Source organism: Streptomyces sp. NPDC048419 (assembly GCF_043200415.1).
GTDB lineage: Bacteria > Actinomycetota > Actinomycetes > Streptomycetales > Streptomycetaceae > Streptomyces.
Window position 1 is genome coordinate 1 of the sequence record NZ_JBICXT010000005.1, and the last position, 24,848, is coordinate 24,848.

Annotated in this window: 18 protein-coding genes and 4 pseudogenes; 15 read left to right on the top strand and 7 right to left on the bottom strand. The window is 68.2% G+C overall.

The window, feature by feature from the left end; all coding sequences use genetic code 11:
• Positions 1–227, top strand: a pseudogene (locus ACGFYN_RS12760) (IS5/IS1182 family transposase); the annotation flags it as partial.
• A gap of 1,079 nt (positions 228–1,306) precedes the next feature.
• Here the strand turns inward: ACGFYN_RS12760 and ACGFYN_RS12765 are convergent.
• From ACGFYN_RS12765 to ACGFYN_RS12775, 3 genes and pseudogenes are all read right to left on the bottom strand, one after another.
• Positions 1,307–1,604 (bottom strand): annotated as a pseudogene (locus tag ACGFYN_RS12765) (transposase); the annotation flags it as partial.
• A 43-nt stretch (positions 1,605–1,647) separates the two neighbouring features.
• Positions 1,648–2,673: a hypothetical protein gene (locus tag ACGFYN_RS12770; protein WP_393865827.1), complete on the bottom strand. Its 1,026-nt coding sequence runs from the start codon at positions 2,671–2,673 to the stop codon at positions 1,648–1,650.
• Between the two features lie 184 nt (positions 2,674–2,857).
• Positions 2,858–4,918, bottom strand: a complete 2,061-nt coding sequence (locus ACGFYN_RS12775) for a hypothetical protein (protein ID WP_393865828.1) — start codon at positions 4,916–4,918, stop codon at positions 2,858–2,860.
• Between the two features lie 634 nt (positions 4,919–5,552).
• Here ACGFYN_RS12775 and ACGFYN_RS12780 point away from each other — a divergent pair.
• Together ACGFYN_RS12780 and ACGFYN_RS12785 are read left to right on the top strand one after the other, a co-directional pair.
• Positions 5,553–6,079 (top strand): annotated as a pseudogene (locus tag ACGFYN_RS12780) (RNA polymerase sigma factor); the annotation flags it as partial.
• Positions 6,080–6,669: 590 nt separating this feature from the next.
• Positions 6,670–7,917, top strand: a pseudogene (locus ACGFYN_RS12785) (hypothetical protein).
• Between the two features lie 89 nt (positions 7,918–8,006).
• Here ACGFYN_RS12785 and ACGFYN_RS12790 read toward each other — a convergent pair.
• Together ACGFYN_RS12790 and ACGFYN_RS12795 are read right to left on the bottom strand one after the other, a co-directional pair.
• A complete protein-coding gene (locus ACGFYN_RS12790) occupies positions 8,007–8,762 on the bottom strand; it encodes an aminoglycoside phosphotransferase family protein (RefSeq protein WP_393865829.1) in 756 nt (251 codons plus the stop codon).
• Between the two features lie 293 nt (positions 8,763–9,055).
• Positions 9,056–9,976, bottom strand: a complete 921-nt coding sequence (locus ACGFYN_RS12795) for an MBL fold metallo-hydrolase (protein WP_393865830.1) — start codon at positions 9,974–9,976, stop codon at positions 9,056–9,058.
• A gap of 225 nt (positions 9,977–10,201) precedes the next feature.
• Between ACGFYN_RS12795 and ACGFYN_RS12800 the strand changes: the two genes are divergently transcribed.
• The 5 genes from ACGFYN_RS12800 to ACGFYN_RS12820 all read left to right on the top strand — a co-directional run bounded on the left by ACGFYN_RS12800 (position 10,202) and on the right by ACGFYN_RS12820 (position 16,094).
• Positions 10,202–12,004, top strand: a complete 1,803-nt coding sequence (locus tag ACGFYN_RS12800; protein ID WP_393865831.1) for a methylmalonyl-CoA mutase family protein — start codon at positions 10,202–10,204, stop codon at positions 12,002–12,004.
• Positions 12,004–14,187, top strand: coding sequence for a methylmalonyl-CoA mutase (scpA, locus tag ACGFYN_RS12805; protein ID WP_393865832.1), 2,184 nt, complete (start codon positions 12,004–12,006; stop codon positions 14,185–14,187). The genes ACGFYN_RS12800 and scpA overlap by 1 nt, the downstream gene beginning before the upstream one ends.
• Complete coding sequence (meaB, locus tag ACGFYN_RS12810; protein ID WP_393865833.1) at positions 14,184–15,182, top strand: methylmalonyl Co-A mutase-associated GTPase MeaB; 999 nt, start codon at positions 14,184–14,186, stop codon at positions 15,180–15,182. Before scpA ends, meaB begins: the two co-directional genes overlap by 4 nt.
• A gap of 184 nt (positions 15,183–15,366) precedes the next feature.
• Positions 15,367–15,831 carry a hypothetical protein gene (locus ACGFYN_RS12815; protein WP_393865834.1) on the top strand — a complete coding sequence of 155 codons (465 nt, stop codon included), beginning with the start codon at positions 15,367–15,369 and terminating at the stop codon, positions 15,829–15,831.
• A gap of 8 nt (positions 15,832–15,839) precedes the next feature.
• Positions 15,840–16,094, top strand: coding sequence for a hypothetical protein (locus ACGFYN_RS12820; RefSeq protein WP_393865835.1), 255 nt, complete (start codon positions 15,840–15,842; stop codon positions 16,092–16,094).
• Between the two features lie 9 nt (positions 16,095–16,103).
• Here ACGFYN_RS12820 and ACGFYN_RS12825 read toward each other — a convergent pair whose 3' ends face one another.
• Positions 16,104–17,081: a Ku protein gene (locus ACGFYN_RS12825; protein WP_393865836.1), complete on the bottom strand. Its 978-nt coding sequence runs from the start codon at positions 17,079–17,081 to the stop codon at positions 16,104–16,106.
• A gap of 53 nt (positions 17,082–17,134) precedes the next feature.
• Between ACGFYN_RS12825 and ligD the strand changes: the two genes are divergently transcribed.
• On the top strand, positions 17,135–18,016 hold the full coding sequence (ligD, locus tag ACGFYN_RS12830; protein WP_393865837.1) for a non-homologous end-joining DNA ligase: 882 nt from the start codon (positions 17,135–17,137) through the stop codon (positions 18,014–18,016).
• Between the two features lie 6 nt (positions 18,017–18,022).
• Here the strand turns inward: ligD and ACGFYN_RS12835 are convergent, their stop codons facing one another.
• Positions 18,023–18,826, bottom strand: coding sequence for a nuclease-related domain-containing protein (locus ACGFYN_RS12835; protein WP_393865838.1), 804 nt, complete (start codon positions 18,824–18,826; stop codon positions 18,023–18,025).
• Between the two features lie 100 nt (positions 18,827–18,926).
• Here ACGFYN_RS12835 and ACGFYN_RS12840 point away from each other — a divergent pair, with 100 nt between their 5' ends.
• The 6 genes from ACGFYN_RS12840 (at position 18,927) to ACGFYN_RS12865 (ending at position 24,839) form a co-directional block, all read left to right on the top strand.
• Positions 18,927–19,433: a dual specificity protein phosphatase family protein gene (locus ACGFYN_RS12840; RefSeq protein ID WP_393865839.1), complete on the top strand. Its 507-nt coding sequence runs from the start codon at positions 18,927–18,929 to the stop codon at positions 19,431–19,433.
• Positions 19,434–19,502: 69 nt separating this feature from the next.
• A complete protein-coding gene (locus ACGFYN_RS12845; RefSeq protein ID WP_393865840.1) occupies positions 19,503–20,243 on the top strand; it encodes a hypothetical protein in 741 nt (246 codons plus the stop codon).
• Positions 20,240–21,478, top strand: a complete 1,239-nt coding sequence (locus ACGFYN_RS12850; RefSeq protein ID WP_393865841.1) for an ATP-binding protein — start codon at positions 20,240–20,242, stop codon at positions 21,476–21,478. The genes ACGFYN_RS12845 and ACGFYN_RS12850 overlap by 4 nt, the downstream gene beginning before the upstream one ends.
• A gap of 126 nt (positions 21,479–21,604) precedes the next feature.
• Positions 21,605–22,015: an SH3 domain-containing protein gene (locus ACGFYN_RS12855; RefSeq protein WP_393865842.1), complete on the top strand. Its 411-nt coding sequence runs from the start codon at positions 21,605–21,607 to the stop codon at positions 22,013–22,015.
• Positions 21,961–23,379 (top strand): FtsW/RodA/SpoVE family cell cycle protein, encoded by a 1,419-nt coding sequence (locus tag ACGFYN_RS12860; RefSeq protein ID WP_393865843.1) that lies wholly within the window; start codon positions 21,961–21,963, stop codon positions 23,377–23,379. The genes ACGFYN_RS12855 and ACGFYN_RS12860 overlap by 55 nt, the downstream gene beginning before the upstream one ends.
• Complete coding sequence (locus ACGFYN_RS12865) at positions 23,379–24,839, top strand: peptidoglycan D,D-transpeptidase FtsI family protein (RefSeq protein WP_393865844.1); 1,461 nt, start codon at positions 23,379–23,381, stop codon at positions 24,837–24,839. The genes ACGFYN_RS12860 and ACGFYN_RS12865 overlap by 1 nt, the downstream gene beginning before the upstream one ends.
• The last annotated feature ends 9 nt before the right edge of the window (positions 24,840–24,848 follow it).

Below are 24,848 nucleotides of genomic sequence, written 5' to 3' on the forward strand. Positions count from 1 at the left end.
AGGGTGCCGGCGCCACCGTCCGCACCCCCTACTACCACCATCACGAACAGCCCGAGCACTACCAGCAGTTCAACCGCGACCATGCCCGGCTGCGGACTCCCGGCGAGCCCGCCTTCGCACAGCTGAAGTCCTGGCGACTGTTACGGCGAGCCCGATGCTCAACCCGACGTATCGGCACCGCCGTCCAAGCCATCCACACCCTCTTGACCTGCGACTATTTAGGATGAAAGAGGTTCAGTGCCTCTTTGTAATGGAATGTAAGTATGGCCATCGTCGTGGTTCTCGGCATGCTGGAAATGGCCAGGCCGATACGAACAGGGTGCGGAGAGGGTAACGGTCAGCCTGGCCCGCTCAAGAGTCCCAGTGACTGGCCGGTGGCCGGCCTCATCTCGCATACAGGCGCCGCCACGAACAACGGCTCGCTCGACGTGGACGGAGTCCGAGGAGAAAATCCAGGAGTTCAGCGAGATTCTCCTCCCTATAGTGCGAGAAGTCGGTCTACCGGATGCGCAACCGCCGATATGCCCCGCTTTTCAACGTAGTCACCCGCTAGAGATCTTTAACCTCGATCTTTCGTGACGGTCTGCTGACGTAGTCGGCGGACCGTTTCGCGTTCCGTGGCTTTTGGCGGGCAGGCTGGTGGCCCGACTGACGTGTCGGGTGGGCGCGGGGTACCACTGCTCCGGAGACGTGGTGCTGCTCGCAGGGACGGGAAACTACTGGTCAGACTGGGTGGGCAATTGGTCGAGGCGTCCGAGGGCGCTGGTGATGATACGGGTCCATGGCCAGTGGTGAGCGGGGCGGAGGATCTGGCGGCGGCCGGTGGCGACGAGCTGGCCGGCCGGGCTGAACAGGCGGAGCCGCTGGCGGCGGGGCTCCCAGAGCCGGGCCCGGGGTGAGTCCGTGTCCGTGGTGAGCGCTCTTCCCGACATCCAGGCCCAGAAAGACGCCTATCTCGTCGTGCTCGTTCAAGCCGTCCTCCCGAACGGGGCATACGGTGCTGGCCTGGGCGTTGGCGTCGTGCGCGCATCCACGTTATGCAGACCTGTCGCCCGTGTGCGGCCGGGCATTGCACTCGGCCGGGCGGTAGTCGGACCTCTCATCAGCGTCTCCAACGGCGCCTCTCGGGCCCGGTGGCACCTCCCCCAGGTCATCGGTTCGATAGGGGGGACCAGCCATGCCGGGCCCGGAGGCCAGCGGCCCTCTTGCAGGACCGCGGAAAACATAACTCGGGGGAGAGAGGCGCGGTCGTGGCAGGTGTCGTCGTGGGTAGTGTCCTGGATAGGGCGCGCTCCGGGCAGGCAGGCTTCATGATCTTCGGTTCGAATGTTCCGTCCCGGTCCCGGGGCACGGCGATCTCGACCGGCCCGACCTCGGTCAGCACCGTTTTGGAGCGTGTTCCATTGCGGGAGTTGTCGCCGTTCTTGCCTACCGGATCATGCCGGTTATAGCCAAGGTGATCGGTGACCTCGCCCTCCAGAGGGTTTGGTGAGTTGCTGCAGGAGACCTCCCTGACCGGTCAGCTGCAGGCCCTCGGCCTGGGCCCGGCCCACCGACTCCTCGATCAGCTGGTCATCCACCGCCGCTTTCGCCGACTGCGGCACGGCTGCCTCTGAACTCTGGTCCACAGGGCGGTCGTTACTCGTCTCAATGCATGGAGGCCGCGCTGGCGGCGATGGCTTCCATGAGTGTGATCATGTCGTCGGGGGTGAGCTTGGCTGCCTCTTCAGGGTGTTGTCTCAGTTGCTCCGACAGGATGTCGGCCAGCGTGTCTGTAGCCTCGTCGAGGCTCCCCGCGTTGGATTGAGGCGGAGTGGGGGCGGGTTCGTTTCCGACTGGTTGTGTGGTGGTTTCCAACGGGGGTGCGGGTGGGACATCGGACCAGCCGGCTGTGTGCGGGCTGGGCGGGGTGGCGGAGTGCAGGTAGGTGTAGGTGCCGTCGGCGGCAGGCAGGGCGTGCCAGTTCTGGGCCCATGTCTGGTCGGCGAGTGATTCCCAGCCTGGGATTCGGTAGATGGGGATGACCTGGCCGGCCACGGGCGTAGGGATTTGACTTGCCTGGGGCTGCTGGTCTGGGTGTTGTGACCCCCAGGGGCCGCTGTCGCCCTTCCGGTACTCGTAGGCAGTGCGGGCGTCGCCGGTGGTGACGCGGTAGAACCAGTTCGGGTGGCCGTCCAGGGCATAGGCCTTGGTCTGTGTCGTGCTCACGTCCGCACGCGGGCTGCGGGGATCGTGGTCCTGCACCTCGCCCCAGGCCCCGTCCCGGTAGGGCCGGTACCGGAAGGTGTCCTTGTCCAGCTGGTAGTACCAGCGCGTAGAGCCGATGGCTTCCAGGAGGGACCAGCCTTCCCCGGCTTCCGGCTCGGCAGTCGGCCGGTCTTCCTCGGCGGGGGTGATGACCTCGAGGAGCCAATCGATCTGCTCGTCCTCGGGAAGTTCCGTCTTGGCAAAGTCGCTGACGAGGGAATGCACACTGTCTTGCATTGGCGCGTCCTTGAGGAACTGCTCCCGGTCAAGATTGTCCTCGCACCATTGCAGGACTACTTTCCACGTACGCTCCGTCTCGACCAGGCCCTCGAGAAGTTCGTGGTGCTTTTGCAGTTCCAGCAGGAGCCTGGGGTAATTGTCCCGGTCCATGTACCGGGCCAGGCCTTCGGGGATGTTGGTACTCATCTTCCGCCTCCGGGTGCCCCTTCAATGTGGTTGCCCGCAACGGTCGCCCTGTGTGACCATGCCGCGCGGCCACGCACGTCTCCTTGAACAGGACCTGCGGGCTCGTGAGCCGCGTTCGCCTGTGCCCATCATGCGTGAACTGGCCCGGTCCCCTCGGGGCTCAACGGAAGCCGCTGAGCAGTGGTCACAAGAATTCCCTGAGGGGCAGGCCTTGAGGGCTCAGAATTTCGTGAGCAGATTGTCCGGTTCGCGTCTTGATCGCCCCCTTTATGAAGTCCATCCGGCCGCTGCTCGCGTGGATCAGGACAAATGTATTCGGATCCTGGGTTCGATACCATTTCCCCTGGGTTCCCGTAGTGCTGCCGCTGCTGTAGTCCGTGTAGCCTTCCATGGCCAGCACACAGTTGGCCCAATTGGGTGCCGTGACGGGGTATATCCTGATGTCGGAAAAGTCGGGAAATTCCGCGAGCGCTGCTTCCCCTTCCTTTTCGGCTTTCCTTTTCTTCGTTTGCTTCGCAGTGACCGAAATCCTCACCCCCATCGTGGGCACATTGAAGGTGATGCGGTTCTCGACTATCACGGATTCTTTCGTTCTTTCATCGATACCGGTGTAGTCCATCCGTGCAACGTCCCAACCTTGATGCGCTTCCAAAAAGCCTGTGAGGATTACCTGCCTCTCGAGACTGATGCTCTTCTCCTCCGGCGGCTCGTCGGGTATCGAGGGCACCCCACTCACCGAAACTGCTTTTTCCTCGGCTTGAAGAACAAGGGTCAGGTCCTTGCCCGTCACTATTTGCGCGGCTGTTACAGGTAGCCGTTTGACCAGTTCTCGGGCGAGGGGACGTATGAGGACGTTTGGGAGTTTTTCGGCCCACGCTGATGCAACCGACCCGCCTTCTGCGAGAATTCCGAGAGTTTTACCATAATTCGCTGAAGTCAAGAACTCTTCCTCGAAGTCGCTAACTTTGATCGGAAAGGCACCTTCAACGTCCACACTCTTCGATTCTTGCATCATTAGGCTTATCTTCTCATTCCACCACTCCTCCGCAAATTTCTTCACAAAGGATATGACGGGTGCGGATACTTTCGTGAACCCGCCAGCCGCCATCATTGGAGATAGGACTCGATCCGCGATAATCGCGACTCTCCTGTTGAAGACTGCGCCCTGGATCTGCGCCATCAGCGTGGGATCCTTGTCGAGGCCCTTGACCCACTCTCTGGAAAGCTGGCCCTCCTCCGCCTTCTTCATCAGCCCCTCAACCAGGCGACCGTCGATAATGTCACCAACCACTCCCCTGCAGACATTTGCCACCTCCATGAAGACGTCCCATGGGGGTGGAATGAATGTTTGAGCAAACTTGGTGACGCCTTCGATTACGCTGCTGATGGTTTGAACGTAAACCCGGCTCTGATCTTCTTTGGTCTGGAAGGAGATGAGCTCGCGGAAATAACTGGTCCACTGTCCGTCGACCAGTGCTTGGATCGCTCTGCTCGCCCCAGCGTAATCTTCCTCGCCGGCCCTGACCAGTGCTGCGCTCGCCACCCGGGACTCATGAATGCCCTTGTGCAGATCATGCCTACGCCGCAATTTTGGTACCGCGGAGTCCCGGGCTTCTGCGGCCTGAAGGTGGATCTTTTGTATTTCTGTCCGCACCAGCACTTTTCGATCCGCTATTTTACTCCGCGCGTCACGTACCGCTGCTAGTGCCACAGCGGTACGTCCGCCGTCGTTCACTGTTGTCGCGAATTCCCAGACTTTCTGAATGCGGGTGAGGACGTCCGCTGCCCGGTCGAGTCGAACACTCCATTCGTCGATAGCCTTGAGAGCATTCTCGAGAACCTTCGCGTTATCTTCCAGCATGTCCGCGGCCGCCGAGTAGGCCACATGCTTTGCCGCCTTGCGCGCCTCGACTTTCACAGACGGCGCTCGTTCAATTTTTTCTCCGAGTTTCACGATGGCCGATTCGTAGAACTCCTGCCCCCTGAAATGGTGAATCGGTGCTTCTGAGGCCGGCGCGTCCCGCCATGCCCGCATGACACTGTCGTAGAGAGTGCGCAGGTCACCATGCAGTATGTCAGGGATTTCCTTCACCGCCGCATCGAACCCCTGAATTGTTTTGGTTTCCCCAAACCGGGGCGGGCCCGACAGGGACTCAGGGGAAACCTTTTTCTTTTCACGTTCACCTTCAACTTCAGGTCGAAGTTCTTTCTTCTCGACTTTTTCAACTCCGCTGTCTTCGCTCATGATCCGAATCTCCAGTAGCTGGACGGAATGTTCCGGACACCGTTCGCTCCGACACACCCAGTTTTCTTGAGCATTGACACTGATCGCGCTGCGTTGCCACAGATCTTCTCAAGGTCAGCATGCCCGATATGTCGGGCATGCGCGCTCGCTGGCATTGGTGCAGCGGTGAATCTGCTCGCGTGGGCAAGCAGACGTGCAACAGGGCCTGCCCAGCCCCGTCTCGGGGCAGAGGTGATCGGCGCTGCTCGGGGCTATGGGAGCGAGCCGTGCGAGGGGCCGGACGAGGCCACCAACGGCGAACTCGCGCACTAACGAGCACTGCGCGACGGACGCCAACGTGGGATCCAGGTAGCTAAGACACCGCCGGCTCCTGGCACCACTGGAGCTTCCGCGGCGGACTGTGCTGCCGCCCGGCGGCACCGCCTGACAGTAGCTATGACCTTCGCCACACCTCCACACTTTCGTTGCACTGCGGCATCACACGTTCCACACACATGTGTCTGTGGCGCACCTGTCCGAAGAACTTTTATCCAGGGCCCTCCGAACCATCTCCGAGGTGTCGGGGCAGGATCGTTCGGCGTCGAGGACGGGAAGTTTTCATGAGAATAAGCGCGCGGGGGAGGCGACGGCCCTGGTGGCCGCCGCCCGAGAAGGCGATGCGGAGGCTCAGGACGCTCTGGTCGGTGCGTGTCTCCCACTCGTCTGCAACGTCGTGGGGCGGGCGCTGAACGGTTTCGGTGGACGTCGAGGACGTGGTCCAGGAGACCATGCTGCGGGCCCTGGACGGCCTCGGTGGACTGCGTACTCCGGAGAGCTTCCATACCTGGCTCGTCGCGATTGCCATGACCGAGGTTTGCAGGCACTGCAGGACCGGCAGCTCGCGGCGGGCGGGGTGGAGGAGGCCACGGACCTCGCCGATCCCGGCGCCGACTTCGTCGACCTGGCCCTGATGCAGCTCCAGCTGTCCGGCCAGCGCCGTCGCCGCAGCACACGGCGGTACGGGTGCAGCGGATGAAGGCGCAGCTGGAGGCGGCCCGCGTGGTCGTGCGGGCACTCGACGCGCAGCCGCGATGCGGGGAACTGTGCGTCGTGCTCGCCACCTGGGACGGCCAGCCCTCGGCGCTGTGGCGCACCGGCCCCAGCCGGTGCGAACGGCATGCCACTTCGCCGAAGGCGGTCGAACATCTCCATCCCGAGACGTTGCTCCACGCTCACTACGTCGAAGAAGCGGCCGGTCGACAGTAGGCAGGGCCTGCGGGGATCGTCAGCCCAGACTTGCCGACAATCGGCGGGGTTGTCCGCCGACGCACACAGCCACTCCATGCCGCTCCTGGTCATCCTCTGCACGTCATCTCACCTCGGTCGGACTCAGTTGCGGCCGCAATGCCGCCCTGTGTCCAGACTCAGGGGCGCCACCCTGGCCGGGGCAGATGACGAGGGGTGACGGGGGATGACGTGGCCCGCACGGACTCGTCATCCCCCGTCACGGGTCAACGGCCCCCGATCTTTGGTTACTTGCAGTGCACGGCAGGGAACAACGCGTACATTCGGTCCCGAGGCCGAAGAGTCATGAACCTCAGGCGTCGTACCAACGCCCAGGTGGGGAGGGAACGGTCACGTCTTCGCTGGAGCCGATCAGTGTTCACTTACGGCAAGCCCGTGTGGGCCGAGGCTGGAGTCAGCCGCGGTTGGTGCGCGAGCTGCGTCAGGCTGCGTTGCGTCGCGGCCATCAACTGCCGTCGGACGCCAGCGTGAAGCGACGTATCGCCAGTTGGGAGAACGGGCACAGCGCACCGGACGACTTCTACGTCCCGTTGCTGTGCGAGGCGTACGACCTGAGTGCCGTGAGCTGGGGCTGAACCACGAGGGTCAGCGGGACACGGGCCTCTTGGACGCCAGCTATCCAGTGAGCCCCGAAGGCGCGATCGATACAGTCGGCCAACTGTGGCGTGCTGATCTCAACCGGTACGAACCCCTCTTGCAGGCCGAGCCGTCCGAGCCCGCGTGGAACGAAGCCTCGCTTCGGTGGCTGGTCGCACCCGAGCCAGCCGTACCTCGGCAACGCCGGAACGGAATGCGCGTCGGTTTCGTGGACGTAGCCGCCATCAAGACCACCGCGGACATGTTCGCCGAGTTGGACGACCGGTTCGGCGGCGACCACGCTCGGCACTCGGCCGTCCAGTACCTCAGCACCGAGGTGACGCCGCTCCTTCGAGGCCAATACAGCGAGCAGGTTGGACGGGCCCTGTTCTCCACCGTGGCAGAGGCAACCCTCCTGGCCGGTTGGATGTCCTACGACGCCTGCCGTCACGGCTTGGCACAGCGCTACTTCCTTCAGGCTCTCCGGCTGGCTCAGGATGCCAATGACCGTCGGCTCGCTGGAAGCATCCTGTCCGCCATGAGCCATCATGGCGACGTTCCTCGGCCGCTATACGCAAGCCGCAACGCTCGCCCGCGCGGCTCTCATGGGTATCTCCCCTGTGGCCACCCCAACGCTCCGCGCTCAGTTCCACGTCATGGAGGCCCGCGCTCTGGCCCGCACTGGTGACGTACGGGCCTGCGAAGCCGCTCTCACAGCAGCCACGAAAGCGCTGGAGAGCAGGAACAACGACGACGAGCCCGAGTGGATCAGTTACTTCGACGAAGCTGAGTCGGCCGCTGAGGCAGCTCACTGCTTCCGAGACGTCAACAGCGCCCGAAAGGCCGTCGCCCACGCCGAGAACGCCATGAGCGGCACCCACGTACGAAGCGACTTCTTCGCGACCATGGTGCTGGCCGACGCTCACCTACGTGTCGGCGACGTCGAGGAAGCGTGCCGCGTGGCGCTGGATGCACTCGACCTGGGCGAGCAACTCAAGTCAGCCCGTTGTGTCAGCTACCTTGCCGAGTTCAGGCAGGACCTTGCAGGGGTCGGCGACAACAAGGACGTACTGATCTTCACTGAACAGGTCAGAGAACACAGACTGTGGATCGCCTCGGATGATCATGTCGACGCCTGAGCGGTACCGATTGGCGCGTGATCAACCATCATCAGTTCGCGCAGGTCCGCCAGGGTCTCGTACCCAGGCCAGTTCATGACGTCGAAGCCCTACCGGTGCACGAACTCTGCGTACTCCGCCTCGGTGTGCCAGGCGTACCGGTCGTAGAACATCGCCGTCTGGATCAGGTCCCACTCACGTGGGGCGAGAGTGAAGCCGTCCAGGTCGATGAGCACCGCGTGACCGTCTCGGTGGCGGAGGATGTTCCCGATGCTGGCATCTCCGTGGATCATGCCGAAGGGGAGGACGAAGTCCAGCCGGTCGTAGTCCTTACCGAGGCTGGCTGCTCGCTCCTCCAGGAATGTTCGGTCCTCCGTCGAGACGCCGCCATCAAGCCCTTCGAGGGACGCCGCCACTTTGGCCAGCGGGTCGAAATACGGCAGGCGCAGAGACTCGGGTTCTTCGAGCCAGTGCAAGCGGCGCAGAAGGTCGGCGAGTTCCGCGACCGTCGCATACTCCTCGCGCTCCTGGACGCTCTCCCAGAAGGTCACCACGAGGCCGCCGACGACGAGCGGTTGGGCGACCGACGCCGGCACGCGCATGGCCGGGAAGTCCTGCGTCTCAAGCCACCGGGCCACGCTCACAGCCCGTTCCATCTCGGCGAGCACTGACGGATCACGCGCGATGCGGACGATGACCGGTAACGACGTCAGGCGATAGACCGCGTTCGAGCCGAGCCGCAGCAACTCGGCGCCACGGGAGTCGAGTTCGACCGTCGTACATGCCTCCCGGAGGACAGGCTCCAGGCCCGCCGCCGTGAACTCTGCGCCGCCGCCGTCCGGTCCCCCGCTGCTGCCCGAGATCATGCTTCGACCATACGGGCCGCACCGACCGCTCAACAGGCCGCCCACGCAATAGGGGCGTAATGATCTTCGTCAACGATGACTGCGATCACCCCTCCCTCGCAGGTCAGCTCCCCAAAAGCGCAACGGTCTCCCCTGGCCTCCGGAGCCGTGTGCGCAGGTTCGAATCCTGCCGGGGGCACCCTGTATGAGGTGCCCGAAGACCCCGTCACCAGCGGAGACGCTGAGGCCGGGGTCTTCGCGTATGTGCAGGGGGCGCGTCTTGCCGGGACTCGTCGGATCCGCCGCGTAATGGCTCACGCGATGCCCGCAAGCGGAGCGGTGGGTTGCCAGGCGACGGGCAGGACGACGTCGACGTCGTCGCGGTGGGCCAGGGGGAGTAGTCGGCTCATGGTGGTGGCGAGGTCGTCGAAGAGGTAGGGCATCGGGCGCAGTGGACGGTCCAGGCTCAGGAAGAAGTCGTCCCAGTGCACCAGGACGACCCGCCTGGCCCCGGTGGTGACCACGACCTCGTCCCAGTAGGCGTGGAGGAACTCCGCGGGCAGTTTGCCCAGCATGCCGACGCCCAGGTAGACGACGTCGGCGCGGTGACCGCGCAGTGCGCCGGGCCGGTAGTTGGCGCTGGCTTGCAGTAGTACGCGGCCCTGGGGGTGGGAGACGAGCACGGAGTAGGCGGTGCCGGTCTTCCAGGCGGCGGCGCGGGCCGGCGGGGTCAAGGGCTGATCGACGGTGCCCGGGTAGTGGTCGCCCGGGCTGTGCACGGAGTCCAGGAAGGTCAGGGTGAAGCTGCCGTACGTCGCCGTGTCGCCGTCGCCGACCACCCGCAGGGACGACTCGGGGACCCCAAGGCCGCGCCCGATGTTGGCGGTGGACTCCGATCCGACCAGTTCGGCGCCGGTCTCCAGCGCCCAGACCGGCGCGTCGAGGGCGTGGTCGTAGTGGGAGTGCGCGCACACCACGGCGGCGAGGTCGTCCACCCGCAGCCGCTCCATGGCGGAACGGACCAGCGCACGGTCCGGGGCGATCCTGCCCATGCCCACGCGCAGCATTCCCGGGCGCGTGACGAACCCGTCGCTGAGCACCGAGGTCTGTCCGTCCGACAGCAGTACGGAGCTGGTGCCCAGGAAGTGGGCGCTCAGCCCCCCACCGTGCGTTGCGGTGCGCTGCTGGTAGGGCAGGTAGGGCCGCATGCTCGGACGGCCGATCGGCACCTTCATACGAGCATCCTGGGACCCCTGGGACAGGAGTACCAGCCCAGGGCGGATGTTCATGCGTCCCGATGTGCGTGGCACGAAGGGCTTTTTGCCATCGATCCCGTCCCGGATCCAACCCCTCCCCCGGCCTCCGAACACCCCCGGAGACCCACATCACAACCCGCAGGAGAACAAGGTCACAGCCCTTCCCTCTGCTGCTCCTTTGGACCTCTGGCCTAGCATCCGAGCATGACGGTCCTGCCTGACGACGGGCTCTCGCTGGCCGCCGAGTTCCCTGACGCAACCCATGAGCAGTGGCAACACCTGGTGGCGGGTGTGCTGCGCAAGTCGGGCAAGGACGTCTCGGGTACGGCCGCTGAAGATGCTCTGTCCACTGCTCTGGAGGACGGGTTGCGTACCCGTCCTCTCTACACCGCGCGCGATGCCGCGCCCGATTCTGGTCTGCCCGGGTTCGCCCCGTATGTGCGAGGCGGTCGACCCGAGGGCAGCACCGCCGGCGGCTGGGATCTGCGGCAGCGGCACACGACGGCTGCCGACAACCTCGTGCTCGCGGATCTGGAGAACGGCGTCACTTCGCTCTGGCTGGTCCTCGGCGAGGGCGGCTTCCCGGTGTCGGAGCTCGGGCGGGTTCTCGACGGCGTCTATCTCGATCTCGCTCCCGTCGTTCTCGACGCGGGAAATGAAGTCCCCTCCGCAGCACGCGAGTTGCTGCGGATCTACGAGGAGCGCGGTGTCTCCGGGGAAGCCGTCCGCGGCAACCTCGGTGCCGATCCGCTCGGGCATGAGGCTCGTACGGGGCGAGGTTTCGAGTTCGCCGACGTCGTACCCCTCGCACAGCTCTGCTCCGAGCGGTACCCGGGGCTCCGCGCCCTGACCGTGGACGTGCTGCCCTATCACGAGGCCGGCGGCTCGGCCGCCCAGGAGCTCGGCTGTTCGCTGGCGACCGGTGTCGCCTATCTGCGCGAGCTGACCGCGGCCGGGCTGACCGTCGAACAGGCCACCGCCCAGCTGGAGTTCCGGTACGCGGCCACCGCGGACCAGTTCCTGACCACCGCCAAGCTGCGCGCCGCGCGCCGGCTGTGGGCGCGGGTGACCGAGGTGTGCGGAGCACCTGGTGCGCAGGTGCAGCATGCCGTCACCTCGCCGGTGATGATGACCCGCCGGGACCCCTGGGTGAACATGCTGCGGACGACGATCGCCACGCTGGCCGCCGGCGTCGGTGGTGCCGACTCGGTGACCGTACTGCCCTTCGACGACGCGCTCGGCCTGCCCGACGCGTTCGCGCGGCGCATCGCCCGCAACACGTCGACGATCCTCATCGAGGAGTCGCATCTGGCCCGGGTCATCGACCCGGCGGGCGGCTCCTGGTACGTGGAGCGGCTGACGGACGAACTCGCCCACGCCGGCTGGGAGTTCTTCCAGCGGATCGAGCAGGCGGGCGGTCAGGCCGCCGCGTTGCGCTCCGGGCAGATCGGGCGGGATCTGGCCACGACCTGGGAAGCGCGCACCGGCAAGCTCGCCAAGCGGCGCGAACCCGTCACCGGAGTCAGCGAGTTCCCGTTGCTCACCGAGCCGGCCGTCGTGCGGGAGCCCGCTCCCGAGCCGCGGTCCGGCGGTCTTCCGCGCGTCCGTCGCGACGAGGCGTACGAGGCGCTGCGCGCCCGGTCCGACGCCCATCTCGCCGCCACCGGCTCCCGGCCGCGGATCTTCCTGGCCGCGCTCGGCCCGGCCGCCGCCCACACCGCGCGCCTGACCTTCGCCTCGAACCTCTTCCAGGCCGGCGGCATCGAGGCCGTGGCGGAGGGCACGTTCGAGGAGAGCGGCGCCACCGAGGTGTGCCTGTGCTCCAGTGACGCGCTGTACGAGGAGCAGGCCGCGACCGTGGCCGCCGGGTTCAGGTCGGCGGGCGCCAGGCAGGTGTTGCTCGCGGGTCGCCCCGGGGAGTACGCCGATGTCGACAGTTACGTCTTCGCGGGCTGCGACGCCGTCGCCGTACTGTCCGCCGCCCTCGACCGCATGGGAGTGTCCTGATGTCCGTCCCTTCCATCCCCGACTTCTCCGGGATCGAACTGGGGACTCCGGCCGCCGCCGGCGGAACCGACGAGTGGCGTACGGCCGTCAAGCAGGCGACGGACGGGGACGCGCCGCTGTGGGAGACGCCGGAGGGCATCGCGGTCAAGCCGCTGTACACCGGGCGTGACCTGGAGGGCCTGGACTTTCTCGGCACGTATCCGGGGATGGCGCCGTATCTGCGCGGGCCGTACCCGACGATGTACGTCAACCAGCCCTGGACCATCCGCCAGTACGCGGGCTTCTCGACCGCCGAGGAGTCCAACGCCTTCTACCGGCGCAATCTGGCGGCCGGCCAGAAGGGTCTGTCGGTCGCGTTCGACCTGCCCACGCACCGGGGTTACGACAGCGACCACCCGCGGGTGACGGGTGACGTCGGCATGGCGGGTGTCGCCATCGACTCGATCTACGACATGCGGCAGCTCTTCGACGGCATCCCGCTGGACCGGATGACCGTGTCGATGACGATGAACGGTGCCGTGCTGCCGGTGCTGGCGCTCTACATCGTCGCCGCGGAGGAACAGGGCGTACCGCCCGAGAAGTTGGCCGGGACCATCCAGAACGACATCCTCAAGGAGTTCATGGTCCGCAACACCTACATCTATCCGCCGAAGCCGTCGATGCGGATCATCTCCGACATCTTCGCCTACACCTCGCAGCGGATGCCGCGCTACAACTCCATCTCGATCTCCGGCTATCACATCCAGGAGGCCGGTGCCACGGCCGACCTGGAGCTGGCGTACACGCTCGCGGACGGGGTGGAGTACATCCGCGCCGGGCGTGAAGCCGGCCTGGACGTGGACGCGTTCGCGCCGCGGCTGTCGTTCTTCTGGGCGATCGGCATGAACTTCTTCATGGAGGTCGCCAAGCTGCGGGCGGCGCGCCTGCTGTGGGCGAAGCTGGTGAAGCAGTTCGACCCGCAGAACACCAAGTCCCTTTCCCTGCGCACCCATTCGCAGACCTCCGGCTGGTCGCTGACCGCGCAGGACGTGTTCAACAACGTCACGCGTACGTGCGTCGAGGCGATGGCGGCGACGCAGGGCCACACGCAGTCGCTGCACACCAACGCCCTCGACGAGGCGCTCGCGCTGCCCACCGACTTCTCGGCCCGCATCGCGCGCAACACCCAGCTGCTGATCCAGCAGGAGTCGGGTACGACGCGTTCGATCGACCCGTGGGGCGGCAGCGCCTATGTGGAGCGGCTGACGTACGACCTCGCGCGCAAGGCCTGGCAGCACATCCAGGAGGTCGAGGCGGCGGGTGGCATGGCCAAGGCGATCGACGCCGGCATCCCCAAGCTGCGTATCGAGGAGGCCGCGGCCCGTACGCAGGCCCGGATCGACTCCGGGCGGCAGCCGGTCATCGGCGTCAACAAGTACCGCGTCGAGAGCGACGAGCAGATCGAGGTGCTCAAGGTCGACAACTCCTCCGTACGCTCGCAGCAGATCGAGAAGCTGCGGCGGCTGCGGGCGGAGCGGGACGAGTCGGCGTGCCGGGACGCGCTGGACGCGCTGACACGGGCCGCCGACGGCGAGGGCAACCTGCTGGAGCTGGCGGTGGACGCGGCCCGGGCCAAGGCCACCGTCGGGGAGATCTCGGACGCGCTGGAGAAGGTGTACGGCCGGCACGCGAGCCAGATCCGTACCATCACCGGCGTGTACCGCAACGAAGCCGGGGAGTCGCCGTCCGTGGACCGTACCCGCACCCTCGTGTCCGACTTCGAGGAGGCCGAGGGGCGCCGTCCGCGCATCCTGGTCGCGAAGATGGGCCAGGACGGGCATGACCGGGGGCAGAAGGTGATCGCGACCGCGTTCGCCGACCTCGGCTTCGACGTGGACGTCGGCCCGCTGTTCCAGACGCCGGGTGAGGTGGCACGTCAGGCGGTCGAGGCGGACGTGCACATCGTCGGGGTGTCGTCGCTGGCGGCCGGGCACCTCACGCTCGTGCCGGCGCTCAAGGAGCAGCTGGCGGAGGAGGGGCGCGAGGACATCATGATCGTGGTGGGCGGGGTGATCCCGCCGCAGGACGTGCCCACGCTGCTGGAGATGGGCGCGGCGGCCGTCTTCCCGCCCGGGACGGTGATCCCGGACGCGGCCCACGATCTCGTACGGAGGCTGGCGGACGGACTCGGGCACGAGCTGTGATCGAACTCGACACGTATGTGAAGGGTGTGCTCGACGGGAAGCGTGCGATCGTCGCGCGGGCCATCACGCTCGTCGAGTCCACCCGTCCGCAACACCGGGTGCTCGCACAGCAGTTGCTGACCGAGCTGCTGCCGTACAGCGGGAAGGCGCGGCGGATCGGGGTCAGTGGGGTGCCGGGGGTCGGGAAGTCGACGTTCATCGACGCGTTCGGGACGATGCTGACGGGGCTCGGGCACCGGGTCGCGGTGCTGGCGGTGGACCCGTCGTCCACCCGCACCGGGGGCTCCATCCTCGGCGACAAGACGCGTATGGAACGCCTGGCCGTGGACCCCGCGGCCTTCATCCGGCCCTCCCCCACGGCCGGGACGCTGGGCGGAGTGGCCAAGGCGACGCGTGAGTCGATCGTCGTGATGGAGGCGGCCGGCTACGACGTGATCCTGGTGGAGACGGTTGGTGTCGGGCAGTCGGAGACCGCGGTCGCCAACATGGTCGACTCCTTCTTGCTGTTGACGCTGGCGCGCACGGGCGACCAGTTGCAGGGCATCAAGAAGGGCGTCCTGGAACTGGCCGACGTCATCGCCGTCAACAAGGCGGACGGGCCGCACGAGCGCGATGCCCGCGCCGCCGCGCGGGAGTTGGCGGGCGCGCTGCGCCTGATGCACGGCAAGGACGCCGCGTGGACGCCGCCGGTCCTGCACTGCAGCGCCCGGGAATCGACCGGCCTGGACACGGTCTGGGACCGCGTCGAACAACACCGCACCCTCCTCGACACCACCGGCCGCCTCACCACCAAGCGCCGCGACCAGCAGGTCGACTGGACCTGGACCATGGTCCACGACGAACTCCTCGACCGCCTGCGCACCGACCCCGCCGTACGGTCCCTCGCACCGGACCTCGAACAGCAGGTCCGCAAGGGCGAGTTGACGGCGACGCTGGCAGCGGAACGAATCCTTGGGGCGTTTCGTGGGGTTGAGGGGGGCGGGGCGGGTCTCTGAACGCGGCGCCACGGCACCCACGCCCCGCGAACCACAGCTTGCCCGGGAGCGGGAACGTTCCAGCTGGTCAGCACGCCAGCCCCTTGGTCACTTGACGCAGTGAATCTCTCCGCCCGGCAGCTACCCAACGCCCGCGTGCCGGTTGTCCTGGTGATCTCAACGTGATCCCAGAAGGAGAGCCGCCTTGCTCTTGCAGCACGCCGCCCGTTTCGCCACCGCTCTCACCACGGCGGGAGCCCTCCTCTTGGCTGCTTCCGCGAACGCCTCGGCCGGAGCCATCGGTACGACCCCGGTGAAGACCTTCGACTACAGCGTGGGCGGCATGACGGTGAAGGTGCCGACCGGTTGCCTGTTCACCCATGTCATCCGCGGAAGTGGCAGGAGGATCACCTACCAGAACGCCGGCGTCGACTGCGCGTTCGTCGGGGCGCTCGGGAGCGGGTTCTGCAACTGGCGCATCGACTTCACCTACGACGACACGAGCAACAGGACATACCGCACCTCACGAGGCCGTACGCACAACGAGTGCAAGATCGACCCGATGCGGAACAACTCTCCGCAGACGCTGGCTCGTTACGGAAAGGCGTGCGCCCGCCTCTTCGTCAACGGGGTGCGGCGTGTGAGTCAGTGTCACAGCGTCACGAAGTGAGTGTCCTCATGACCGATCAGCGCCCCGTACCAGGGCCGGAACAGTCGACTCGAAGTCGGGAGACGCGACGGAGGTGGGTCGGGAACGGCGCGTTCCTGGCGGCCTTCGTCGCCTGCATCGCCTTCTTCGGCTTCTTTCCCGGGCTGCCTCATGTCATCGACTGGGGCGCCATCATCGTGTCCCTCATCGTCGGCGGGCTGGCCCGGTGGATGTGCCGGTCACGGATGACGAAGACCGACGACGAGAAGCTCGAACGTAGGTGACGTCACCCATCAAGCCGTGCGCTTGCGTGACGTTGTCTTCTTTGCCGGGGTTTTCTTTGCCGTCGTCTTTTTTGTTGCCGTCTTCTTCGTGGTCCGGGTGGACTTCGAGGCCGTCTTCTTCGCTGCCGTCTTCTTGGCGGGCGACTTCTTGGTCGTCGAGCGGGGGAGGCGTCTGATCTCGGCTTCTTCCGCGGGGGGTTCGCCGCGGGACTCCTTGGCGGCCTTGACGCTGTTCTCCAGGGCTGCCATGAGGTCGAGGACCTTGCCGCCCCTGGCCGGTTCGGGGGACTCCGGGGGTGCCTCGCCGGCGGCCTTCGCGGCCACGACCTCCTCCAGGGCCTCGCGGTACTCGTCGTGGAGTTCTTCGAGGTCGATCTCGCCCAGGGTGTCCATCAGGGCGTCCGCCAGGTCGAGTTCCTTGTCGTTGACGGTGACGTCCGTCTCGGGGGCGACGCCCTCGGGGGTGCGTACCTCGTCCGGCCACAGGAGACCGTGCATGGCGATGGCGTCACCGACCACCCGCAGCATGCCCAGCCGTTCCTTGCCCCGCAGGGCGAACTTCGCGATGGCCACCTTGTTGCTGCGCTTCAGCGCCTCCCGCAGCAGGATGTACGGCTTGGCCGCCGGCACGCCGCCCGCCGCGAGGTAGTACGCCGCGTCCATCTGGAGCGGGTCGATGCGGTCCTCCGGGACGAAGGCCACGATCTCGATCGTCCTGGCGGTGGGCAGCGGCAGGTGGGACAGGTCCTCGTCCGTGATCGGGATGATCGTGCCATCCGCGTCCTCGTACCCCTTGCCGATCTCCGCCCCGCTCACCTCCTTCTCCTCCAGCTCGCAGAACTTGCGGTAGCGGATGCGGCCGCCGTCCTCCACATGGATCTGGCGGAAGGAGATGGAGTGGTTCTCGGTGGCGTTCACGAGCTTGATCGGGATGCTGACCAGGCCGAACGAGATGGCGCCGTTCCATATGGATCGCACGTGCAGCACCCTTTCGGTCTGTATGCACCGTTCCTTGGTGGTTTGCGTGAGATTCTCATCGTATGACGCCGATTACGGAGGTGGAGGGGAGACGCCTCGCGCTCAGCAACCTGGAGAAGGTGCTGTATCCCGCCACCGGATTCACCAAGGGCGAGGTGCTGCACTACTACGCCACCACCGCCGAGGCCCTGCTGCCCCACCTGCGGGATCGCCCCGTCTCGTTCCTGCGGTACCCCGACGGGCCGAGCGGCCAGGTCTTCTTCACCAAGAACGTGCCCCCCGGTACGCCCGACTGGGTCACCACCGCCGAGGTGCCGCGCACGGAGGGCCCGGCGCGGATGGTGCTCGTACAGGATCTGCCGAGCCTGATGTGGGCGGCCAACCTCGTCACCGAGTTCCACACGCACCAGTGGGTCGTCGGGGACCCGGGGGTCGCCGACCGGATCGTCTTCGACCTGGACCCCGGCGCGCCCGCCGACGTCGTCGACTGCTGCCAGGTCGCCCTCTGGCTGCGCGAGCGACTCGCGGCCGACGGGATCGAGGCCTGCGCCAAGACCTCCGGCTCCAAGGGGCTGCATCTGCTCGCCGCCGTCCGGCCGACCCCGTCCGACCAGGTCAGCGACTACGCGAAGAGCCTCGCCGTGGAGGCGGAGCGGGCCATGCCCAAGCTCGTCCTGCACCGGATGACCCGCAGCCTGAGACCCGGCAAGGTGTTCGTGGACTGGAGCCAGAACGCGGCCCGCAAGACCACCGCCACGCCCTACACCCTGCGCGCCCGGAGCGAGCCCACCGTCTCCGCGCCGGTGACCTGGAGCGAGGTCGAGGCATGCGGGGCCCCGGCCCAACTCACCTTCCAGGCCACGGACATCGCCCCCCGCGTCCAGGACTACGGCGACCTGCTGGCCCCGCTGCTCGACGCGGACAGGGCCGGGTCACTCCCCTGACGCGGGTCAGACCCGCCTCCACGTCTTCCTGTCCCGGGCCATCGCGTGCAGCGCCTCCACGTCCGCCGGCTTCAGGACGCCGCCGAGGCGGGTCAGGCCCGTGAGGTCCGTGTCGCGCAGGACGCGGACCTCGCGGAGCGGGGCCGGGACCGAGACGTCCGCCGGTTCCGTGACGACCAGGACCGGGTGGACCTCGGCCGTCAGCGCGTAGGACGCCCGGTCGGCGTCGGCGCGGACGCGGCGCAGCAGCGGCTCGGGCTCGCGGCGGCCCAGCGTGACCATGGGCTCCGCGACCGTCACCCGCAGCTTGCGGGCGTACAGCGTGTGGACGGCGAACAGACCTCCCGGGCCGATCGCCAGATGGTGGATGCGGTCGCCGCCGGGCAGCGGCACCGAGTGCAGGGCGTGCCAGCCCGCGCCGTCGAGGGCGTCCAGTGCCTCGCCGACCGACTGCTCCGCCGCCAGCGCCTTGCGGCGCGGGTCCGGGCGCAGCCGGTGGGCCGGGCCGGGTTCCCGGTCCAGGGCGATCAGCAGCGCCTCGCCGGGGCGGTTGGGCGCCAGGTCGTCGTCCGGGTGGAGGGAGAGCCGGGCCAGCTCGGCCGGGGTCGGGACCGGCGGCGGGCCGACCGTCACCGGTCCGGTGAGGAAGGGGCCCAGCGCTTTGAGCACGCCGTCCTCCTCGCCCTCGCTGAGCAGGTTGACCCGTGCGGCCTCGCGGTCGTACCAGGCGATGTTCCGCCCGTCCGTGTGGCAAACGTAGAGCCGCTCCTGGCCGTGCCGCCAGGACGGTATGACTCGCAGTCCGGTCATTGCGCCATCACCCCTGACCATGGGAACAGGCGGGGTGCTCCCCAGGCAAGAAGACGGCTACCTTTGGGAGGAGTTGGGAGGGGGACTTGGGGAGGCGTTGTTGCGTACCCGCAGGAAGCAGCCCGACGTACCGGCTCCGGACAGTCCATGGAGCGAGATAGTGCCCGGTCTGTGGATGGGTGGGCACCAGTTCAGGAACCGCACGGGCGATCTGGAGTTCGCCGTCGTGCGAGACGAGTTCGACCTTGTCCAGACCCTGCTGAGACTGCCCGGACACGGGCCCGATCCCGGGGTGGAGCACCATGTCTGGGCGATACCGGACGGGCCCCTGGACGGCACGCAGCTCGCGGGCGTGATGCGTCTGGCACAGGCCGCGAGCGAGGCACTGGACGAGGGCCGCAGGGTCCTCGTCCGCTGTTACCACGGCTACAACCGGTCCGGGCTGGTGGTCGCGCACGCGCTGGTGCGTCGCGGGCACTCCGCCGAGCAGGCGATCCGGCTGATCCGGTCCCGCCGCTCGCCGTGGGCGCTGCACAACGAGCTCTTCGTGGACTATCTGCGGGCGGGCCTGCCGACGGCCCGGCTGCTGGAGGAGCTGGCCGAGTAGGCAGGTAATCGTTTCGCCGGACGAATAGGGTGGACCGGGTCACCGATCATTCCCAGCCACAGGAGTACAGTGCTCCGCTCCCGCGCCGCACGCACCGCGCTCGCCGTCGCCGTTCTCGGCGCCCTGGCGGCGGGCTGCGGCGACGCGGGCGAGCTGAAGGGCGCGGGGTCGGCCCCGACCGCGACCAGCCCGGCCAAGCTGTGGCCGAGCCTGACGCCCGCGTCCAGCCCGGCCTGGAAGTACGACAACGGCGACGCCGAGACCATGAAGGGCGTGACGGCTCCCGGCGGCGACCTCCGCAAGGTGGACCCGGCGGCGCTCGTGCGGGCGGAGTTCGCCCAGCACAAGGACGACTACGCCGGCTCGAAGGCGCCGTACCGCGTGACCGTGCGCCGGATGGCCTACTGCGGCAAGGAGCCGGCGGACCCGAGGTGCCCGCTGCTCAAGCCGTACTACCGCGACATCACCGGAGACGGGCGGCCCGACCTGACGCTGGGCTTCCGACTGCTGCCCGGCAACCAGACGGCCGTGCGCGTCTACACCGTCCACGGCGGCCGGGTGATCCAGGTGATGTCCAACAACGACGCCGTGAGCGGGGTCGAGCTGGCCGGGCGGTCCGTGATCATCCACGCGCCGTCCGACCTCTCGGACTACGAGTACCGGTTCCAGTGGACCTGGGACCCGGATCAGCGGGTCATGCTGCTCACGCACGACGAGATGCTGCACATCGGCAAGCGCGAGCGCCCGGTGCAGCCGTCGGCGACGCCCTCCGTGGCCCCCTCCTCCGCCTCCCCCTCGGCCACCCCATGAGGAGACTCGGGCTCCCCCAGTGGGCCGGCACGCTCGCCGTGAAGTCCGCCGTGTTCATCACCGTGATGTGCTGCGCGCTCGCCGCGATGCTCGGCGTGCTCGTGCACGTCTCGGTCACCAACCAGACCGTCGGCCAGGCGCGCAGGCTCGCGCTGTCGCGGCTCGCGGACGCGACGAAGGCGTACGAGGCCGGGGACACGCTGCTGCCGGGCACGGGCGTCGATCCGCCCGGGCTGCCCGAGGCACTGCGGGCGATGGCGGTGGCCGGGGGCCGCGGCACGATGGTCTCCGACCTGCACGGGCATCCCACGATGTGGGCGGCGGGTCCCGCCGACCGGGAGCGGGCGCTGGCCGTCCAGGTCGACTACGCGCAGCAGTCCCGGACGATCGCCGGCCTCGACCGGGCGATCCTGTGGTCGTCGGGGCTGGCGATCGGGGTGACGCTGCTGGTGGGCGCCTTCTCGGTGACCCGGGTGACCCGGCGGCTGCACGCCACGGCGCAGGTGGCCCGGCGGATCAGCGCGGGCGACCTGGACGCGCGCGTCGACGATCCCCGGACCAAGGACCCGACGCACCCCCAGGACGAGGTGGCCGCGGTCGCCGCCGCGCTGGACACCATGGCGGCCTCGCTGCAGGGCAAGCTGCTGAGCGAGCAGCGGTTCACCGCGGACGTGGCGCACGAGCTGCGCACCCCGCTGACCGGACTGCACGCGGCTGCCGAGCTGCTGCCGCCGGGGCGGCCGACGGAGCTGGTGCGGGACCGGGTGGCCGCGTTGCGCACGCTCACCGAGGACCTGCTGGAGATCTCCCGCCTCGACACCGGCCGGGAGCGGCTGGAACTCGACGCGGAGGAACTGGGTGCGCTGGCGGCCCGGGTGGTGCGCGCGTCCGGCACCGACACCTCGGTCGTCGTCCGCGAGGACGCCCGGGCGGAGACGGACCGGCGGCGCCTGGAGCGGGTCCTGGGCAACCTGGTCGCGAACGCGCACAAGCACGGGCGCGCGCCCGTGTCCCTGACGGTCGACGGTCCGGTGGTGACCGTGCGGGACCACGGGGACGGGTATCCGGACTACCTCGTCGAGCACGGCCCGCAGCGGTTCCGCACCGAGGGCGGCGCGAAGGGGCACGGGCTCGGGCTGACCATCGCCGTCGGCCAGGCGGAGGTGCTGGGCGCGCGGCTGGAGTTCGCGAACGCGCTGGACGGCGGAGCGGTCGCCACGCTGACACTCCCGTAGGAGCCGGCACTCCCGCAGGACGGAGGGCGGGCGCCGCTCCACTGGCCCACCACGACGGGCGACCCCCACCCGCTGCTCCTAACGTGGCGGTTAGTCAGCTTCGCCCCGATTGTGGAGGTATCCGCAATGTCCCTGCGCACCGTTCTCACCCGCGTCGCGATAACCACCGCCGCCGGCGCCCTCCTCTCCTCCGCGGCCGTCATGCCCGCGCTCGCGGACGACGACTGGGACGGCGGAGGCGGCGACCCCGCATCGAGTTCGGCCGGTCCGGCCCAGTCCGACGGCTGGGACCAGGACGGCCAGCGTCACTACCAGGGCGTCGTCACCGCGGGCGAACTGCTGCTGCGCAGCGCCCCGAACCGCGGCAGCCAGGTGATCCGCGTGGTCCACCGGGGCCAGCGGGTCTCGATCTTCTGCAAGACCTCGGGCCAGAGCGTGCAGGGCAACCATCTCTGGTACCTCCTCACGGACGGGACATGGGCATGGGGTTCGGCCCGCTACATCGACACGATCGGGACTCCGCCGCGCTGGTGCTGACGCCGCAAAAGTCTCCGGAGCAGACAGGCACCGCCGTTCGCGCCGTCCCTCTGCCCCGGCGCCGCGGCGTCGAACTCGCCCTCGTCGTCATCGCCGTCCTGCTCTCCGTGTACGGCTACTGCGCCGTCGGCCTCGCCAGGACCGGCACCGTCCCGCCCGGCGCCGTCGGCTACGGCGCCGGGCTCGGCGTGCTCGCGCTCCTCGCGCACGGCGCGGTGCGGCTGCGCGCCCCGTACGCCGATCCGCTGCTGCTGCCCATCGGCGTCCTGCTCAACGGCCTCGGTCTGGTGCTGATCTACCGGCTCGACCTGGAGACCCCCCACGACCACGCGGCCCCCACCCAACTCGTGTGGTCCACGCTGGGCATGACCCTGTTCACCGTCATCGTCCTGCTGCTCCGCGACCACCGGCTGCTCCAGCGCTACGCCTACGTCTGCGTCGTCGCCGCCCTCGCCCTGCTGCTGCTCCCGATCCTCTTCCCGGCCGTCAACGGCGCCCGCATCTGGATCCGGATCGCCGGATTCTCCATCCAGCCGGGCGAGTTCGCGAAGGTGCTGCTGGCGGTCTTCTTCGCCGCGTACCTCGCGGCCAACGGCAACGCGCTCGCCTACACCGGCCGCCACATCTGGCGGTTCCGGCGCCTCCAGCTGCCCACCGGACGGGTGCTGGGCCCGATCCTCGCCATCTGGCTGCTGAGCGTCGGCGTGCTGGTGCTGGAGCGCGACCTCGGCACCTCGCTGCTGTTCTTCGGCCTGTTCGTCGTCCTGCTCTACGTCGCCACCGGCCGCACCGGCTGGATCGCCGTCGGCCTGCTGCTGGCGGCCCTCGGCGCGGTGGCCGTCGGCTGGCTGGAGCCGCATGTGCACGGCCGGGTCCAGGACTGGCTGCACCCCTTCGCGTCGATCGACGCCGGCCAGGGCCCCAACCAGATCGCCCAGTCCCTGTTCGCCTTCGCCGCGGGCGGCGTCCTCGGCACCGGCCTGGGCCTCGGCCATGGAATCCTCATCGGGTTCGCGGCGAAGTCCGACTTCATCCTCGCGACGGCCGGCGAGGAGCTGGGCCTGGCGGGCCTGTCCGCCCTGTTCCTCCTCTACGGCCTCCTCGTGGAGCGCGGCTTCCGGGCCGGCCTCGCCCTGCGCGACCCCTTCGGCCGGCTGCTTGCGGTCGGGCTGGCCTCGATCGTGGCGCTCCAGGTGTTCGTGATCGCGGGCGGGGTGACGGGCCTGATCCCGCTGACGGGCATGGCGATGCCGTTCCTCGCGCAGGGCGGCTCGTCGGTGGTCACCAACTGGGCGATCGTGGCGCTGCTGATCCGGGTGAGCGACTCGGCGCGCAGCCGGTACGACGAGGAGGCGGCGCCCTGATGACGAGGCACATCCGCCACGCCGGCTTCTTCTGCGCCCTTCTGCTGGCCGCGCTCCTGGTCAACGCGGCCCGCATCCAGATCGTCAAGGCCCGCTCCTACGACGACAACCACGCCAACCGCCGCTCCCAGATCGCCCGTTACCACCAGCCGCGCGGCGACATCGTGGTCGGCGGCGAGCCGGTCACCGGCTCCCGGGACTCCGGCGAGCAGCTCCGCTACGAACGCACGTACCGGGACGGCCCGTTGTACGCGCCCGTCACCGGCTTCGCCTCGCAGGTGTACGGCACGACCCTGCTGGAGCACGTCAAGGACTCGGTCCTGTCCGGCACCGACCCGGCGCTCTCGCCGTTCCCCCTGATGAACGGTCTGAGGCGGGACCGCAGCCGGGGCGGCGACATCGTGACGACCCTGGACCCGGCGGCGCAGCGGGCGGCGTACGAGGGACTGGACGGGCGCAAGGGCGCGGTGGCCGCGATCGAGCCGGCGACCGGCCGGGTGCTGGCGCTGGTGTCGAGTCCTTCCTACGACCCGAGCGCGCTGTCCGGGAACGCCGCGGCCACGGCCCGCTCCTGGGCCCGGCTGAACGCCGATCCGGACAAGCCGATGCTCAACCGGGCGGTGCGGCAGACGTATCCGCCGGGTTCGACGTTCAAGGTGGTCACCGCGGCGGCGGCGCTGGACGCGGGCGTCGTCACGGATCTCGACAGGCCGACCGACTCGCCCGACCCCTATCCGCTGCCGGGCACCCGGACCACGCTGATGAACGAGGGCGACGGATGCGGGGACGCCCCGTTGCGGGACGCCTTCGAGTGGTCCTGCAACACCGTGTTCGCGAAGCTCGGCGTGGACGTGGGCGTGGCGGACATGGCGAGGACGGCGCAGGCCTTCGGCTTCAACAACACCCGGCAGCGGATCCCCTTCTCCGTGGCGCCGAGCACCTTCGACACCTCGATGGACCGGGCGCAGCTCGCGCTGTCCTCGATCGGGCAGTACAACACGCGGGCCACGCCGCTGCAGATGGCGATGGTCGCGGCGGCCGTGGCGAACCACGGGCAGGTGCGCTCGCCGTACCTGGTGGAGCGGACGACCACGAACGAGGGTGCCACCGTGGCCACGGCGGGTTCGCGTCCCGCGCGCGCGGCGATGCGCCCGGAGACCGCCGACCGGATGAAGGAACTGATGGAGGACGTCGTGACGGAGGGCACCGGCACGAACGCCGCGATCCCCGGCGCGATCGTCGGCGGCAAGACCGGCACCGCCCAGCACGGCATCGGCAACGCCGGCGTCCCGTACGCCTGGTTCGTGTCGTGGGCGCAGGGCGAGGGCGACCAGGATCCGAAGGTCGCGGTGGCCGTGGTGGTGGAGGACGGCTCGGCGGAGCGCGGGGACATCACCGGGGGCGGGGTGGCGGCGCCGATCGCCCGGGACGTGATGGAGTCTGTGCTGAACTCCAGGTAATGAGACGGG